This window comes from Paracoccus seriniphilus (assembly GCF_028553745.1).
In the GTDB taxonomy this organism is placed as follows: Bacteria; Pseudomonadota; Alphaproteobacteria; order Rhodobacterales; family Rhodobacteraceae; genus Paracoccus; species Paracoccus seriniphilus.
In genome coordinates this window covers 262725-277253 of record NZ_CP067131.1, presented here as the reverse complement: position 1 = coordinate 277253, position 14529 = coordinate 262725, and the positions used below count along the sequence as shown (strand labels likewise).

The 14529-nt window shown below is 60.6% G+C and carries 13 protein-coding genes; 11 read left to right on the top strand and 2 right to left on the bottom strand.

Going from position 1 to position 14529, the window contains the following annotated elements; genetic code table 11:
- Window positions 1-6: 6 nt before the first annotated feature.
- The gene (locus JHW44_RS17680) at window positions 7-813 is read right to left on the bottom strand and encodes an IclR family transcriptional regulator (RefSeq protein WP_089345669.1); all 807 of its coding nucleotides are present in this window, start codon (window positions 811-813) and stop codon (window positions 7-9) included.
- 203 nt (window positions 814-1016) lie between these two features.
- Here JHW44_RS17680 and metC point away from each other — a divergent pair, with 203 nt between their 5' ends.
- From metC to JHW44_RS17645, 7 genes are all read left to right on the top strand, one after another.
- Complete coding sequence (gene metC, locus JHW44_RS17675) at window positions 1017-2180, top strand: cystathionine beta-lyase (RefSeq protein WP_089345634.1); 1164 nt, start codon at window positions 1017-1019, stop codon at window positions 2178-2180.
- Window positions 2181-2191: 11 nt separating this feature from the next.
- Window positions 2192-2827 (top strand): VOC family protein, encoded by a 636-nt coding sequence (locus JHW44_RS17670; RefSeq protein ID WP_089345633.1) that lies wholly within the window; start codon window positions 2192-2194, stop codon window positions 2825-2827.
- 142 nt (window positions 2828-2969) lie between these two features.
- The gene (gene tpa / locus JHW44_RS17665; protein WP_089345668.1) at window positions 2970-4349 is read left to right on the top strand and encodes a hypotaurine--pyruvate aminotransferase Tpa; all 1380 of its coding nucleotides are present in this window, start codon (window positions 2970-2972) and stop codon (window positions 4347-4349) included.
- Window positions 4350-4522: 173 nt separating this feature from the next.
- Window positions 4523-5965, top strand: a complete 1443-nt coding sequence (locus JHW44_RS17660) for an aldehyde dehydrogenase family protein (RefSeq protein WP_089345632.1) — start codon at window positions 4523-4525, stop codon at window positions 5963-5965.
- A 17-nt stretch (window positions 5966-5982) separates the two neighbouring features.
- Window positions 5983-7080: a mandelate racemase/muconate lactonizing enzyme family protein gene (locus JHW44_RS17655; protein WP_089345631.1), complete on the top strand. Its 1098-nt coding sequence runs from the start codon at window positions 5983-5985 to the stop codon at window positions 7078-7080.
- A gap of 11 nt (window positions 7081-7091) precedes the next feature.
- Window positions 7092-8123 carry a zinc-dependent alcohol dehydrogenase gene (locus JHW44_RS17650; RefSeq protein WP_089345667.1) on the top strand — a complete coding sequence of 344 codons (1032 nt, stop codon included), beginning with the start codon at window positions 7092-7094 and terminating at the stop codon, window positions 8121-8123.
- Window positions 8123-8893, top strand: a complete 771-nt coding sequence (locus JHW44_RS17645) for an SDR family oxidoreductase (RefSeq protein WP_089345630.1) — start codon at window positions 8123-8125, stop codon at window positions 8891-8893. Before JHW44_RS17650 ends, JHW44_RS17645 begins: the two co-directional genes overlap by 1 nt.
- Window positions 8894-8937: 44 nt before the next feature.
- Here JHW44_RS17645 and JHW44_RS17640 read toward each other — a convergent pair whose 3' ends face one another.
- Entirely contained in the window at window positions 8938-9666 is a 729-nt protein-coding gene (locus JHW44_RS17640; RefSeq protein WP_089345629.1) for an FCD domain-containing protein, read from the bottom strand.
- A gap of 307 nt (window positions 9667-9973) precedes the next feature.
- On the opposite strand from JHW44_RS17640, the gene JHW44_RS17635 reads away from it, so the two are divergent.
- Genes JHW44_RS17635 through JHW44_RS17620 form a run of 4 tightly spaced genes read left to right on the top strand, consistent with a single transcriptional unit; the run spans window position 9974 to window position 14514 of the window.
- Complete coding sequence (locus JHW44_RS17635) at window positions 9974-10948, top strand: ABC transporter substrate-binding protein (protein ID WP_089345628.1); 975 nt, start codon at window positions 9974-9976, stop codon at window positions 10946-10948.
- 54 nt (window positions 10949-11002) lie between these two features.
- On the top strand, window positions 11003-12526 hold the full coding sequence (locus tag JHW44_RS17630; RefSeq protein WP_245847379.1) for a sugar ABC transporter ATP-binding protein: 1524 nt from the start codon (window positions 11003-11005) through the stop codon (window positions 12524-12526).
- Between the two features lie 17 nt (window positions 12527-12543).
- The gene (locus JHW44_RS17625) at window positions 12544-13518 is read left to right on the top strand and encodes an ABC transporter permease (RefSeq protein WP_272850342.1); all 975 of its coding nucleotides are present in this window, start codon (window positions 12544-12546) and stop codon (window positions 13516-13518) included.
- 3 nt (window positions 13519-13521) lie between these two features.
- Window positions 13522-14514, top strand: coding sequence for an ABC transporter permease (locus JHW44_RS17620; protein WP_089345625.1), 993 nt, complete (start codon window positions 13522-13524; stop codon window positions 14512-14514).
- Window positions 14515-14529 lie beyond the last annotated feature (15 nt).

Below are 14529 nucleotides of genomic sequence, written 5' to 3'. Positions count from 1 at the left end.
TCGGGGTCAGCTGCGGCTGAGCCGTTGCGACACTGATTCCGCTGCCAGCCTGACAAGCTGGCAGATCATGTCTTCATCGCCGTCCTTGAGGTTGATCTCGGGGACGGAGACGCCCAGGGCCCCGATGGCTGCGCCGTCGGGCATGCAGATCGCCGCGCCATAACTGCGGATCTGATCACGGAATTCGCCCGTATCGATGGCGAAACCCTTGGCGCGGATACGGATGATTTCATCATCCATGGCCTTGATCGAGGTGATGCTGCGTTCGGTGTATTTGCTCAGATTGCCGATCAGAAGATCCCGCATCCTGCTGTAGTTTGCCGCCAGAATCGCCTTGCCGGTGCCGACGCAATGGATCGGCGCAGAACCGGAGATCGGGTTCCATGATCGAATGGGCTGGGTCGACTCGATCTTGTCGATATAGATCACATTCAGTCCCTCGGGTACGGCGAGATAGACCGTTTCACCCGTCTTGTTCGCCAGCATCTGCAGCGCGGGGGCGCAGAGTTCGCGCAGGTTGAAATGTTCGACGACCGCGCGCCCGACCTGCCATGTCTTCAGCGTTGCCGTATAGCGCTTGTCCTCGGTCGGGCGGGCATATCCCAAAGTGGACAGGGTCTGCAGTAGCCGGAAGACATTCGACTTGGTCAGTTCCAACTCGCGTGACAGTTCTGACACGCCACGCGGGCCGTTCGACTGCGCCAGCGTCTCCAGTATCTGCAGGCCCTTTGCCAGGGTGCTGTCCACTTTCGGTGCCTTTTTCGGCTCTGGGGTCGCGTCCTTCTGGTCCAACCGCGTGCTCCTGTCTTCCATGTTGTGTTTGTCCATCATAATCCCCCAGTTTTCCCAAGAAGTGAATGTGATTGCAGGACATGCGGCCTGTAAGGGGGCAATCATTCCGGCGGGCGCATGTCAAAAGGGAATATGTGCCGGTATAAGAAACATATATCACATATATTGACACGAAAAGGGCAATTCGCCACTGTTCCCGTGATATTCATCTGGAAAGTGGGGCCATGGCTGAAGTTTCTTCCATTTCTGATGCGCTGGTGCATTTGGGGCGGGGGCCGGACGAAAACGGGCGCCCGGTCAATCTGCCGATCTCGCAGGGCTCGACAATGCTGTTCAACAGCCTGTCGGAATTCGAGGCCGCCCGCGAGGCGCGCCATGAACCCGGCACCCTGTATTACGGTCGCTATGGCAACCCGGCCAGTTTCGAACTGGAACATGCGATTGCGACGTTGGAGGGCGGAGCGGGTTGCATCAGCGTATCGGCCGGTCTGACGGCGGTTACTCTGGCCCTCATGGGGGCTGCAAAGGCGGGTGATCACCTGCTGGTCGCGGACAACGTCTATGCGCCGACACGCGGATTTTGTGACACGGTTCTGGCGCGCTATGGTGTCGAGATCTCCTATTTCGATCCGATGCAGGACATCACCCCCTGCCTGCGCCCCAATACCGCCGCCGTGATGTTCGAGGCCCCCGGTTCCGGTACATTCGAAGTTCCCGATATCCCGGCCATTTCTGCCGCTGCCCGACGCCATGGCGCCTTGTCGATCATCGATGGCACATGGGCCACGCCGGTCTTTTGCCAGCCGTTGCGCCTGGGCGCGGATGTGGTCGTCCATTCGGGGTCGAAATACATTGGTGGCCATGCCGACAGCATGATCGGGTTCATTGTCTGCAACGAGGCGACCTATCCGCAGATGCGAAAGATGGCGCTGGCCTTCGGAGACAAGGCAGGCGCGCAGGATGTCTTCCTGTCGCTGCGTGGCCTGCGCACGCTGGAAATGCGCATGAAGGCAGCCGAGGCCGCAGGCCTGAAGCTGGCCACCTGGCTGGCCGGGCAACCCCAGATCACCCGTGTGCTGCATCCGGCCCTGCCGCAATGCCCCGGCCATGAATTCTGGAAACGCGATTTCACTGGCGCGGCCGGTCTGTTTGGCGTTGTGACGCGCAAGACCTCGACCGAGAAGCTGCACGCCTTTGTTGACGGGCTGGAGATGTTCGGCATCGGCGTCAGCTGGGGCGGCTTTGAAAGCCTTGTCCTGCCCGTCCAGCCGCTGCGTACCGCGACACGCTGGCAAGAGGAAGGACATCTGATCCGCTTCAATATAGGTTTCGAAAATCCTGACAGCCTGTGTGCCGATCTGGCCCGCGCTTTGCCCCTTTTGGACTGAGGACGAAAAGAATGAAAAACGTAATTGATCACTTTGTCATTGGCGCCGACAGCCTTGAGCAGGGAGAAGAGGCTCTGCAGAAGTTGTTGGGCGTGACGGTGCCGCGCGGCGGCAAGCATGATGCCATGAGCACCCATAACTGTGTCATGCAATCGGGCAACAGGACCTTTCTGGAAATCCTGTCCATCGATCCCGATGCGCCCGCGCCAGGCCGGGTGCGCTGGTTCTCGATGGATGAGGCCGAAACGCAACAGCGCTTGGCAGAACGTCCCCGCGCCCTGTGCTGGGTGGTGGGCACCGATGATCTGGACGCGGTGGTGGCAGCCAGCCCGGTTGATCTGGGCGAAGTTCTGGAACTCAGCCGTGGCGGGCGCACATGGCGTCTCACCGTGCCGCGGGACGGGCATCTGCCCGAGGGCGGGCTGCTGCCTGCCTTCATCGAATGGTCGCCGGGTCCGCATCCCTCGGAAGGGCAGCAGGATCTGGGCGTGCGGCTGACATCGATCGTCCTGACCCATCCCCAACCCGAGCGCCTGACCGAGACTCTGGCGGCCCTGGGCGTCGATCATCTGGCCCGTGTTCAGACGGGTGATCCCGCCATTGCATTCGAACTGGACAGCCCCAGGGGCCCGGTCGTGATCGACTAGCGTTACGGATGAACGGTTTTCCATGCTCCGGGCCATAACATCCGCCCGGGGCGTGATTATCCCGTCGTGAGGTGATTGTCCAAGGGCCTTGGATGCGCCTAATGTGTCCGCAGAATCAGGCAATATGGTGACGGAGGCGACGATGACCCTGGATTTGACGCAAAATGATATCTCGGATGTGGTCGCGGCTGATCGCGCCCATGTATGGCACCATCTCAGCCAGCACAAACCCTATGAAACGACCGATCCCCGTGTCTTTGTCGAAGGCAAGGGCATGCGCGTCTGGGATGCGACGGGCAAGGAATATCTGGACGCGGTGTCCGGGGGCGTCTGGACCGTCAATGTCGGCTATGGACGGGAAAGCATTGCGGATGCCGTTCGCGATCAACTGGTGCGGTTGAACTATTTCGCAGGCTCGGCCGGCAGCGTGCCCGGTGCGCGCTTTGCCGAAAAGCTGATCGAGAAGATGCCGGGGCTGAGCCGCGTCTATTTCGCGAATTCTGGGTCCGAGGCCAATGAGAAGGTCTACAAGATGGTGCGCCAGATCTCGGCGCGTCATTACGGCGGCAAGAAAAACAAGATCCTGTATCGCGACCGTGACTATCACGGCACCACCATCGGGACGCTGGCCACTTCGGGCCAGGCGCAGCGGGCCGAGCAATATGGTCCCTTTCCGGACGGTTTCGTCATGGTTCCCCATTGTCTTGAGTATCGCAAGCAGTGGGATGTCGAGAATTATGGCGAACGTGCTGCTGACGCCATCGAAGAGGTAATTCTGCGCGAAGGCCCCGATACCGTGGGTGCCATTGTGCTGGAACCCGTGACGGCAGGCGGCGGCGTCATCACCCCGCCCGAAGGTTATTGGCCTCGTGTCCAGGAAATCTGCCGCAAGTATGACATCCTGCTGCATATCGACGAGGTCGTATGCGGTCTGGGGCGCACCGGAAAATGGTTTGGCTATCAGCACTATGGTATCGAGCCCGATTTCGTGACCATGGCCAAGGGCGTCGCCTCGGGCTATGCGGCAATTTCCTGCGCCGTAACCACCGAGCGCGTCTTCGAGATGTTCAAGGATGCACCGGAAGACGGCATGAGCTATTTCCGTGATATCTCGACATTTGGCGGCTGCACCGCCGGTCCGGTTGCCGCGCTGGAAAACATGCGCATCATCGAGGATGAGGGCCTGCTCGAGAACACCCGGATCATGGGTGAGCGTCTGCTTGGCAATCTGAACGAACTGATGGGGCGTCACAGCGTCATTGGTGATGTGCGTGGCAAGGGGCTCTTTTGCGGTGCGGAGCTGGTCAAGGATCGCGACAGCAAAGAGCCGCTGGACGAAAAGCTGGTGCAGGCGATTGTTGCGGACTGCATGGGTCAGGGTGTCATCATCGGAGCTACGAACCGCTCGCTGCACGGGATGAACAATACGCTGTGCCTGTCGCCCGCGCTGATCGCCACGGCCGAGGACATCGACCGGATCACCGCGGCCATCGACACGGCGCTGACCCGCGTGATCGGCTGAGGCGCATGGGCTGCGATTGTTCCGCCCCGGTGGAGTGATCGCAGCCGTCTCTGGAGCGTTCTGAAAATTTGAATGTCATACAATAGCGGCGCAATGTCGCTATTTTTCTTTGACATTCAGCTAATCCCTCGCCATGAAGTCATATATGGTATGACCAAAATTGCGAGGGCGAAATGGTGGATCAGCGCGAAGTCTTTATTGACGGGGAATGGCTGACTCCGTCCGGGGTCGATCAGATCGAGGTCGAAAACCCTGCCAACGAGCAGGTCATCGCCACCATTCCCGATTGCGATGCAGCCACGGCCCAGACCGCCTTGACCGCCGCGAAAAAGGCGCAATCCGACTGGGCCGGACTGCCAGCCATCGAACGTGCAAGGGTGGTTCACGCGCTGTCCGCATTGGTGCTTGAGAACGCGGAATCCCTTGCCGTGTCACTGGTGGCTGAACAGGGAAAGCCGATCAGCCAGGCGCGCGGCGAAGTTCAGGCTGCCGCGAATTTCCTGACCTATGCCGCTGAAAATGCCCGCCGGATCGAAGGCGATATCATGCCTTCGGACAATCCTGACGAGGAAATCATGATCCGTCGCGTGCCCCGTGGCGTGATCGTCGGTCTGACGGCATGGAATTATCCGCTGGCCCTTGCGGCGCGCAAGCTTGGTCCGGCGCTGGTATCGGGAAACAGCTTTGTCCTGATGAGCCATGAGATCACGCCGCTGGCCGGGTTGAATCTGGCGGCTCTGGCGCAACAGGCCGGCATTCCTGCTGGCGTGTTCAATGTGATCACCGGTCGCGGAGCCGTAGCTGGACGTGCGCTGGTGGAAAGCCCGCTTTCGGACATGGTGACCATGACTGGCAGCACGCGCGCAGGGCGCGAGATATTCCGATCGGCCGCAGATCAACTGAAGGTGCTGAGCCTGGAGCTGGGTGGCAAGGCCCCTTTCATCGTCATGGAGGATGCCGATCTGGACAAGGCGGTCGAGGCGGCCGTCATCGCCCGTTTCACCAATTGCGGGCAGGTCTGCACCTGCAATGAACGCATGTATCTGCATCAGGACATTGCCGACCTGTTCATGCGGAAATTTCTGGATCGCGTGCTGTCCTTGCGGATTGGCGATCCGATGAGCGATCCCGATCTTGGCCCCAAGGTCAGCAGTGTCGAGATCGACAAGATCGAGGAACTGATTGCTGCAGCCATCTCGGCAGGGGCCGAGCCGATCCTGCAAGGCGGTCGGCTGCGCGACGGAGAGTTCTCCAAGGGGCATTGGATGTCGCCCTCGGTTCTGGAATTGCACGGCAATGACAATCCGATCATCAGATCCGAAGTCTTTGGGCCGGTGGTGCCGTTCCTGCGCGTCGCCAGTTTTGAGGACGCCGTGCAAAAGGCGAATGACAGCGACTACGGGCTGTCCGCCTATCTGTTCACGCAGGATATCAGGCGCATGATGCGCGTCAGCCGCGAGCTGAACTTTGCGGAAATCTATTTCAACCGGGCCAATGGCGAGCAGGTTCAGGGCTATCACGCGGGATGGAACCAGTCGGGGATCGGCGGCGAAGACGGAAAATACGGCTTCGATGGCTATCTGAAGAAACAGACCATGTATGTGAACTGGTCCTGATCCGGGGAGGATAGAATATGGCTGCAATCACCGATGTCGCGGTGCGCTATTTCCAGGTGCCACTGGACGAGGTTCTGGTCGATGCCAAACATGGTGCCCATACGCATTTCGAACTGATCACCTGTACGATTACCGATGCAGACGGGCAGTCGGGCACCGGATACACCTATACCGGCGGCAAGGGCGGCAGCGCCATTGTCGCCATGTTGCAGGACGACATTGCGCCCTTTCTGATGGGTCAGGATTCCCGCCGGATCGACCAGCTTTATGACGGCATGCAATGGCATGTGCATTATGTCGCGCGAGGCGGCATAGCGTCATTCGCCATTTCGGCGGCAGATATTGCATTGTGGGATCTGCGCGGTCATGCCGAGGGCGCGCCGCTGTGGCAGATGGCGGGCGGGACAGCTGCAGACTGCAGGGCCTATCGCGGCGGCATTGATCTGAACTTTCCGTTGCCAAAACTGCTGGAAACGATTTCGGGCTATCTGGAGCAGGGCTTTGACGCGGTCAAGATCAAGGTCGGGCAGCCTACCCTGGCCGAGGATGTCGCCCGTGTCAGGGCCGTGCGCGAGCTGATCGGTTCCGATGTGACCTTCATGGTCGATGCCAATTATTCGATGGACGTTGATGGCGCGATCGCGGCGGCACGGGCCTTTGCCCCTTATGATATCACCTGGTTTGAAGAGCCGATCATTCCCGACGACTATATGGGATATGCCTGCATCGCAGATGCCACGGGCATGCCGCTGGCAATGGGCGAGAACCTGCATACCGAACATGAATTCGGCTATGCGCTGGCGCAGTCGAAGCTGTCCTATATTCAACCGGATGCCTCGAACTGTGGCGGTATCACCGGCTGGCTGCGCGTGGCGCGTATGGCTGCGAAAGCCGGTATCCCGGTGTGCAGCCACGGCATGCAGGAATTGCATGTCAGTCTGGTTTCGGCCCAGCCCAATCCCGGTTGGATCGAAGTGCATTCCTTCCCGATAGATCGCTACACAACCCATCCGCTGGTCCTGCGCAATGGTCGCGCTGTCGCGCCGGATCTGCCCGGCACCGGCGTGGCGTTCAATTGGGACATGCTGAAACAATGCTGCGATCGCGCAGCCTGACGGAGGACAATATGAAGATTGATGCAGCCTATTATACCGGAAATGGCAGTTTCGAACTGCGTCAGGTCGAAGATGTGCCGCCCGGACCGGGTGAAGTGCAGGTAGAGACCGCATATTGCGGTATTTGCGGTACGGATCTGCATGTCTATCTGGGCCATATGGAGGCCCGGATCGGCGACAATCGCGTGATCGGACATGAGATGTCGGGCCGGGTCTCGGCCATTGGCGAAGGCGTCGAGGGATTTGCCGTTGGCGAGCCTGTCGTTGTGCGGCCGCTGGCTCATTGCGGCGCATGTCCGGCTTGCAAGGCGGGGCATATTCATGTCTGCCACAATCTGAAATTCCTTGGTCTGGATACGGATGGTGCCTTCCAGAACAGATGGACCGTGCCCGCGCATGTGCTGCACAAGCTGCCCGCCGGGATGGCGCTGGATCATGCCGCGCTGGTCGAGCCTCTGGCTGTTGCCGTCCATGACGTGCGTCGCGCACGGGTTGCGGTTGGCGAGGATGTGTTGGTCATCGGCGGTGGCCCCATCGGGATGCTTGTGGCTCTGGTCGCACGCCATGCCGGGGCACGGGTGACGGTTTCCGAGGTCAATGAAAACCGCTTGAAGCTGGCGGAGGACATGGGTTTTGCGACGGCGAACCCTAAACGCGAAGACGTCGCCGCGCGCGTCATGGCCGAGACGGGCAACAAGGGGGCCGATGTGGTGTTCGAGGTCTCTGGCACGCAGCCGGGCGTTGACCTGATGACCGCCGTCACCGCCACGCGGGGTCGGATCTGCATGGTGGCCATTCACGCCCAGAAGCCGCAGATCGACATGTTCCGATTTTTCTGGCGCGAGATCGAACTGATCGGCGCAAGAACCTATGAGATTACCGATTTTGATGCGGCTATTGCCATGCTGTCCGATGGCATCGGGGTCGAGACCCTGATCACCGAAATCCGGCCACTGGCAGAGCTGCCGCAGGCGTTCAAGGCACTGACCGAGAATCCCAATTCGATGAAAACCCTGATCCGCGTCAGCGAGGAGGCCGCCTGATGTTTGACCCGAACGCATTTGATCTGACAGGCAAGACTGCTCTTGTTACCGGCGCAAGGCGTGGTATCGGACGTGGCATGGCCGAAGCCTTGGCTGCTGCGGGGGCCGATATCATTGGCGTCAGCGCATCCATGCCAGGGGATGGAGGCGAATTGGGGCGGGCGGTGACAGGAATGGGCCGCAAGTTCAGCGCCTATGCCTGCGACTTTTCCGACCGCAAGGCGGTTCACGCCTTTGCTGAACAGGTGCAGGCGGACCATCCCGCGATCGATATCCTGATCAACAATGCCGGGACGATCCGCCGTGCTCCGGCCGTCGAGCACGGGGATGACATCTGGGATGAGGTGATCGAGGTGAATCTGTCCGCCCAATTCGTCCTGACCCGCGAGATCGGCCGGGGCATGGTGCAGCGCGGCAGCGGCAAGGTGATCTTCACTGCCTCGCTGCTGACATTCCAGGGAGGGATCACCGTGCCGGGCTATGCGGCGTCAAAGGGCGGGATTGGTCAGCTGACGATGGCATTCGCGAATGAATGGGCAGGCAAGGGCGTCAATGTCAACGCCATCGCGCCGGGCTATATCGCCACCGACAATACCGATGCACTACGCAACGATCCTGATCGCCATGACGCAATTCTGGGACGGATTCCCGCTGGCCGCTGGGGTACGCCCGATGATTTTGGCGGTCCGGTGGTGTTTCTTGCGTCCGATGCGGCAAGCTATGTGCATGGCACGATCCTGACCGTTGATGGCGGCTGGATGGGACGCTGACCACCCTGTGACAGGGGCCGCCCGCTGCAGCGCGGGCGGTGTTCCTATGTACCGGGCAGGTCGGGGAAGAAGGTGGTGCTGACGAAATCCCATGCCGCGTCCAGATGCTGCACGATGGCTGCTTCGGCGGCGTCGGGGTCGCGTTCCAGGATTGCCGTATAGATCCGTTCATGCGCGGCATAATTGCGGCGGTTGCGCTCGGGCAGTCGCTCCATCTGCTCCCATTGCGGGGCCAGCCAGGCGACAAAGCCCTCATGCGTCGCGGTAAAGACCGGATTGTCGGCGATTTCATACAGCACGCGATGAAAGGCCACATCGGTCTGATAGAATCGTTCGGAATCGTCGATGGCCGCTGCATTTTCGGCCAGTTTTTCCTTGAGGCGGCGGATGTCCTCGCGGTTTGCACCGGTGGCCGCGTCGCGCACAAGCAGGCGTTCGACAAAAACTCTGGCCTTGTACAGGTTCTTGACGCCCTGGGGGTCATGCAGCAGCCGCCGGATCACCGGGCTGGTCGTGTCAATGACCGAGTCATAGCCGATATGGCGCACGACGGGACGAAAGCGCGGGCGCGCCTCGATCAGGCCACGGTTGGACAGCGCCGTGATCGCCTCGCGCACGACGGTCCGGCTGGCACCGAATTCCTCCATCAGCGCGCGCTCGGCCGGCAGGGGGGCACCGTCTTTCAGTTTTCCCGAAGCGATGCGGTTTTCGATCGCGGTGACGATGGCATCAGCGGCACGGACGGATTTCTTGGTATTTTCTTCTGGATCCATGGGAATGCGTCCTGCTGAAGCTGCTGTCGTCCGGATCGGCCTGTAGCACTGCCTGCCGGATATTTGAATGCCCGAGAATCATCGCCCGGGGCGGCAAGGTCATGGCCCTTCTGACCGGCGCGATGCCTTCATGTCGCGAATTCACTATCGGACATTCCTGTTTGGTATGTCAATAAATTCTGAACCTCATGGTCTGATGCGTTTTTTGTTGACATTTAGGTCGGTCTGCCGTCCATTGCATTATGTTTAGTCATACAAAAGATGACACGCAGGAGGAAGCGACAGTCATCTTGGGGGGAGGAAAGCCATGACGAAATACAAGACGATCAGCCTCGCATTGGCGGCGGCAATGGCAATGATGGCCATGCCATCGCTTGCCGATCTGCCCAAGCTTGAGCAGAAAGACCGCTACAAGGTCGGTTTTTCCCAGATGGAGAGCAACAATCCCTGGCGGATTGCCGAAACCAAGTCCTTCAAGGACACTGCTGAAAGCTGCAACTGGGACCTGATCGCCACTGACGCGGCGGGTTCGGCCGCAAAGCAGGTGGCCGATGTCGATTCAATGATCGCGCAGGGCATTGATGTTCTTTTCCTGCCCCCGCGCGAGGAAAAGCCGCTGATACCGGCCGTCAAGAAGGCCAAGGCTGCCGGCATACCGACCTTTCTGGTTGATCGCTCGGTTGATCCCAATTCGGCCAAGCCCGGCGAGGATTTCGTTGCCTTTCTGGGATCGGATTTTGTCAAGCAGGGGCAACGCGCGGCGGAATGGCTGATCGAGAATTTCGACGGCGACAAGGGTGTGATCGTGGAGCTGGAGGGGACGACCGGCTCCTCGCCCGCCAATGATCGCAAGAAGGGTTTTGACGACCGGATCCTGCAGGATGACCGCTTCGAGATCGTCGCCTCGCAGTCGGGTGATTTCGCCCGCGATCTGGGTCGTCAGGTCATGGAGACCCTGTTGCAGGCGCATCCTGATGTGAATGTCGTCTATGCGCATAACGACGAAATGGCCATCGGCGCGATTCAGGCGCTTGAACTGGCCGGGCGCAAGCCTGGTGAAGATATCACCATCGTTTCCATCGACGGCACCCGCGATGCCTTGCAGGCCATCATCGATGGCAAGATGGGCGTCACGGTCGAAAGCTCGCCCTTCTTCGGGCCGTTGGCCTGCGAAGTGATGAACCGCTATGCCGCTGGTGAGGAAATCGAGCCCTGGGTGCAGGTCGAGGACCGCATCTTTACCGCTGAAAATGCGGCCGACCACATCGACGAAGCCTATTGAGGCTGTCGCGCCGGGGCAGCTTGTCCCGGCGAATTCACGACATTGGGGGGTGACGTGCAACAGCTTGTGTCCATGCGGCAGGTCCGCAAATCCTTTGCGGGGGTTCCCGCGTTGCGCGATGCCTCGCTTGAGATCGCGCCGGGCGAGGTTCATGCCCTGATCGGGCAGAACGGCGCAGGGAAATCCACGCTGATCAAATGCCTGACTGGGGTGCACCAGCGCGATGGTGGCCAGGTCATGATGGCAGGGTCCGACTTTCACGCCGACAGTCCGCGCGATGCGCAGAACTCTGGCATTGCGACCATCTATCAGGAGCTGAACCTGGTTCCTCTGCGCAGTGTGACCGAGAATATCGTCATGGGGGCTGAACCGAAGAACCGTCTGGGCCTGATCGACTGGTCCGCAGCCCATCGTCGCGCGACCGAAATGCTGTCACGGTTCGGAATCGACATCGACGTGCGCCAGAGATTGGGCCTCTATCCTGCCGCGATCCAGCAGTTGGTAGCGATTGCCCGCGCCGTTTCGCTGGATGCGCAACTGGTGATCATGGATGAGCCGACATCATCGCTGGACGATCGCGAAATCGAAACCCTGTTTTCGGTGGTGCGCAACCTGCGTGCGGAGGGCATATCGGTTCTCTATGTCTCGCATTTTCTGGACGAATTGTTCCGCATCTGCGACCGCGTCACGGTCATGCGCGATGGCTGTACCGTTGCGGTGCGCGATATCGCGCAGACCGACAAGCTGGGCCTGATCGCCGATATGCTGGGGCGTGACCGGAACGAGATCGCCGCATCGGGGATGACGGCACTTGATGGTCCGCGCGGCGAAGTGGGGCCCGAAATCCTCTCGCTGAAGGATGTCTCGACAGGGCGTGCCTTGCGCAAGGCCTCATTGACGGTGCGAAAGGGTGAGATTGTCGGGCTGGGCGGGCTGTTGGGCTCGGGCCGCACCGAAACGGCCCGCGCGATCTTCGGACTTGACGGATTGACCGGCGGCGCGATCAGCCTGCCGGGGGGGCGTGGGGCGCCGCGTTCGCCCGCAGATGCGATCGGCGCCGGGATCGGATTTCTGGCCGAGGATCGCAAGGCCGAGGGCATCGTGCCCGATATGAGCGTGCGCGAAAACCTGACCCTGGCGCTTTTGCCAAAGCTGCGCCGCGCCGGCGGCATTGACACCCATCGCGAACGCGAGATCGTCGATCATTACATCGCCGCTTTGGGGATCAAGCTGGCCAGTGCGGATCAACCGATCCGGCAATTGTCCGGCGGCAACCAGCAAAAGGTCCTGTTGGCGCGTTGGTTGGCCACGCGCCCGGATCTGCTGATTTTGGACGAGCCGACAAGAGGCGTCGATGTTGGCGCGAAGCGCGAAATTCAGGCCATCATCCGCGATTTTGTCGCCGATGGCGGGGCGGTTTTGCTGATCAGTTCCGAATTTGAGGAAATCGTCGAGGGCGCGGATCGCGTCGTCGTCATGCAGGAGGGGCGCTCGGTCGCTGAACTGCCGGGTGAAGGCCTGACGGAATCGGCGCTGATCGCCGCCATCGCCCACGTTCCCGATGAGGTCATGGCATGAGTGATGAAGGAATGATCATGAACAATCCCGCCCGCAAAGAGCGCCTGTCTCTGGTCAGTATCAGTCGCCATGGCGGCTTGGCGGCTCTTGCGGTGCTGCTGATCTTCAACATCCTGATCACACCGAACTTCCTGCACGCCCAGACCTTGGCCGTGAATGTCAGCCAGGTCGCGACGATCGCGCTGGTGGCTGTAGGGATGACACTGGTGATCGCAACAGGCGGTATCGATCTGAGTGTCGGCGCTGTCATGGCCCTGTCGGGCGCCATGGCCCCGATCATCTTTACCTCTGATCTTGCTCAAAGCTATCCGGTTCTGGGATTGGGGGCAGCCTTTGTCCTGCCCCTGATCGCGGCCCTCTGTTGCGGCATTTTCAATGGCGCGCTGGTCGCGATCCTGGGTGTGCAGCCGATCATCGCGACATTGATATTCTTCATTTCGGGTCGAGGCGTGGCGCAGGTGCTGACCAATGGCAACCTGCAAACCTTCAGCAACCCTTCCTTCAGCTTCATCGGCACCGCCCGGCTGTTCGGGATTCCCGTGCAGGGCTGGCTGGTGATCGTGATCGCGGCAGCCATCTGGTATGTCGTGCGCTACTGCGCCAGCGGGCGCTATCTGCTGGCCGTGGGCGGAAACGAGCGCGCGGCCCGCATGTCGGGTGTGCCGGTGACGCGGGTCAAGATCATGGCCTATGCGACCTGTTCGGTTCTGGCCGGGATCTCGGGGCTGATCGTCGTGGCGATCAACTCGGCCTCGGATGCGGCGCGGATCGGCAATCTGATGGAACTGGACGCCATTGCCGCGGCGGTGGTTGGCGGCGCGGTCCTGTCAGGGGGGCGGGCGCCGATCTGGGGGGCGATCCTTGGCGCCGTGGTGATCCAGTTGGTGAAATACACGCTGCTGGCCAATGGCGTCGCGGATGAAGTCGCGCTGATTGCGAAGGCGGGCATCATTGTTGCCGCCGTCTATGCGCAACAAATGAGAAAGGGTTGAACCATGGCAAATGCGGAGATGTTCGACTTGCGCGGATTGATGGGGCGGCACGCCCAGATGTCGGGGGTCTGGGTGGCACTGGCCGCGATGATCATCTTTGGCCTGCTGCGCTATGACAATTTCGGCAGCGCCTACAACCTGGGATCGTTTCTGAACTACAACTCGATGTTCATCATCATTTCGCTGGGGATGTGCTTTGTCATCATGACCGGCGGAATTGACCTGTCGGTTGGCTATGTTGCTGCCTTCACGTCGATTGTTGCAGCCTATCTTTCACCCTGGGGCATTGTGCCCGCGCTGATCGGCGGAGTCGCCGCGGGGGTGGCCTTCGGGGCAGTGAACGCAATCCTGATCGTGCCGATGCGCCTGCCGCCCTTTATCGCCACGCTGTCCACCATGCTGGCGGCCAAGGGCGGATCACTGGTGATTTCAGGCAATCAGACCGTGGCGGTGGATTGGGATTCCAATTTCACCAAGCTGGGCATGGACAAGGCCTTTGGCCCGATTCCCTGGACCATCGTTCTGGTGGCCATCGCGGCAGTCATCCTGTGGGTCGTGCTGGAGCGCACGCCTCTGGGGCGAACCGTATTGGCCGTAGGCGGCAGCGAGGAAGCCTCGGGCCTGATGGGGCTGAAGGTCACGCGGGCCAAGGTCTTTGTCTATCTGCTCAGCGGCGGCTGTGCGGGGCTGGCAGGAGTGTTCCTGGCCAGCGGATTTGGTGCCGGCCAGCCATTGGAGGGCACGGGCTGGGAACTGACGGCCATCGCCTCGGTCGTGGTTGGCGGCACATTGCTGACCGGCGGGCTGGGTTCGATCCCGGCGACGGTGGGCGGGGCGCTGCTGCTGGGACTGGTCTTCAACCTGCTGAATTTCGAGAACGGACGCGGCACGATTTCCTTGTCGGCCTATTGGCAGATGGTGATCCGGGGCGGCGTGCTGTTCGCGGTGATCCTGCTTCAGGCCCGCATGAGCAAGAGCGCGGAACGCGCCAAATGAATTCCATCACAACAA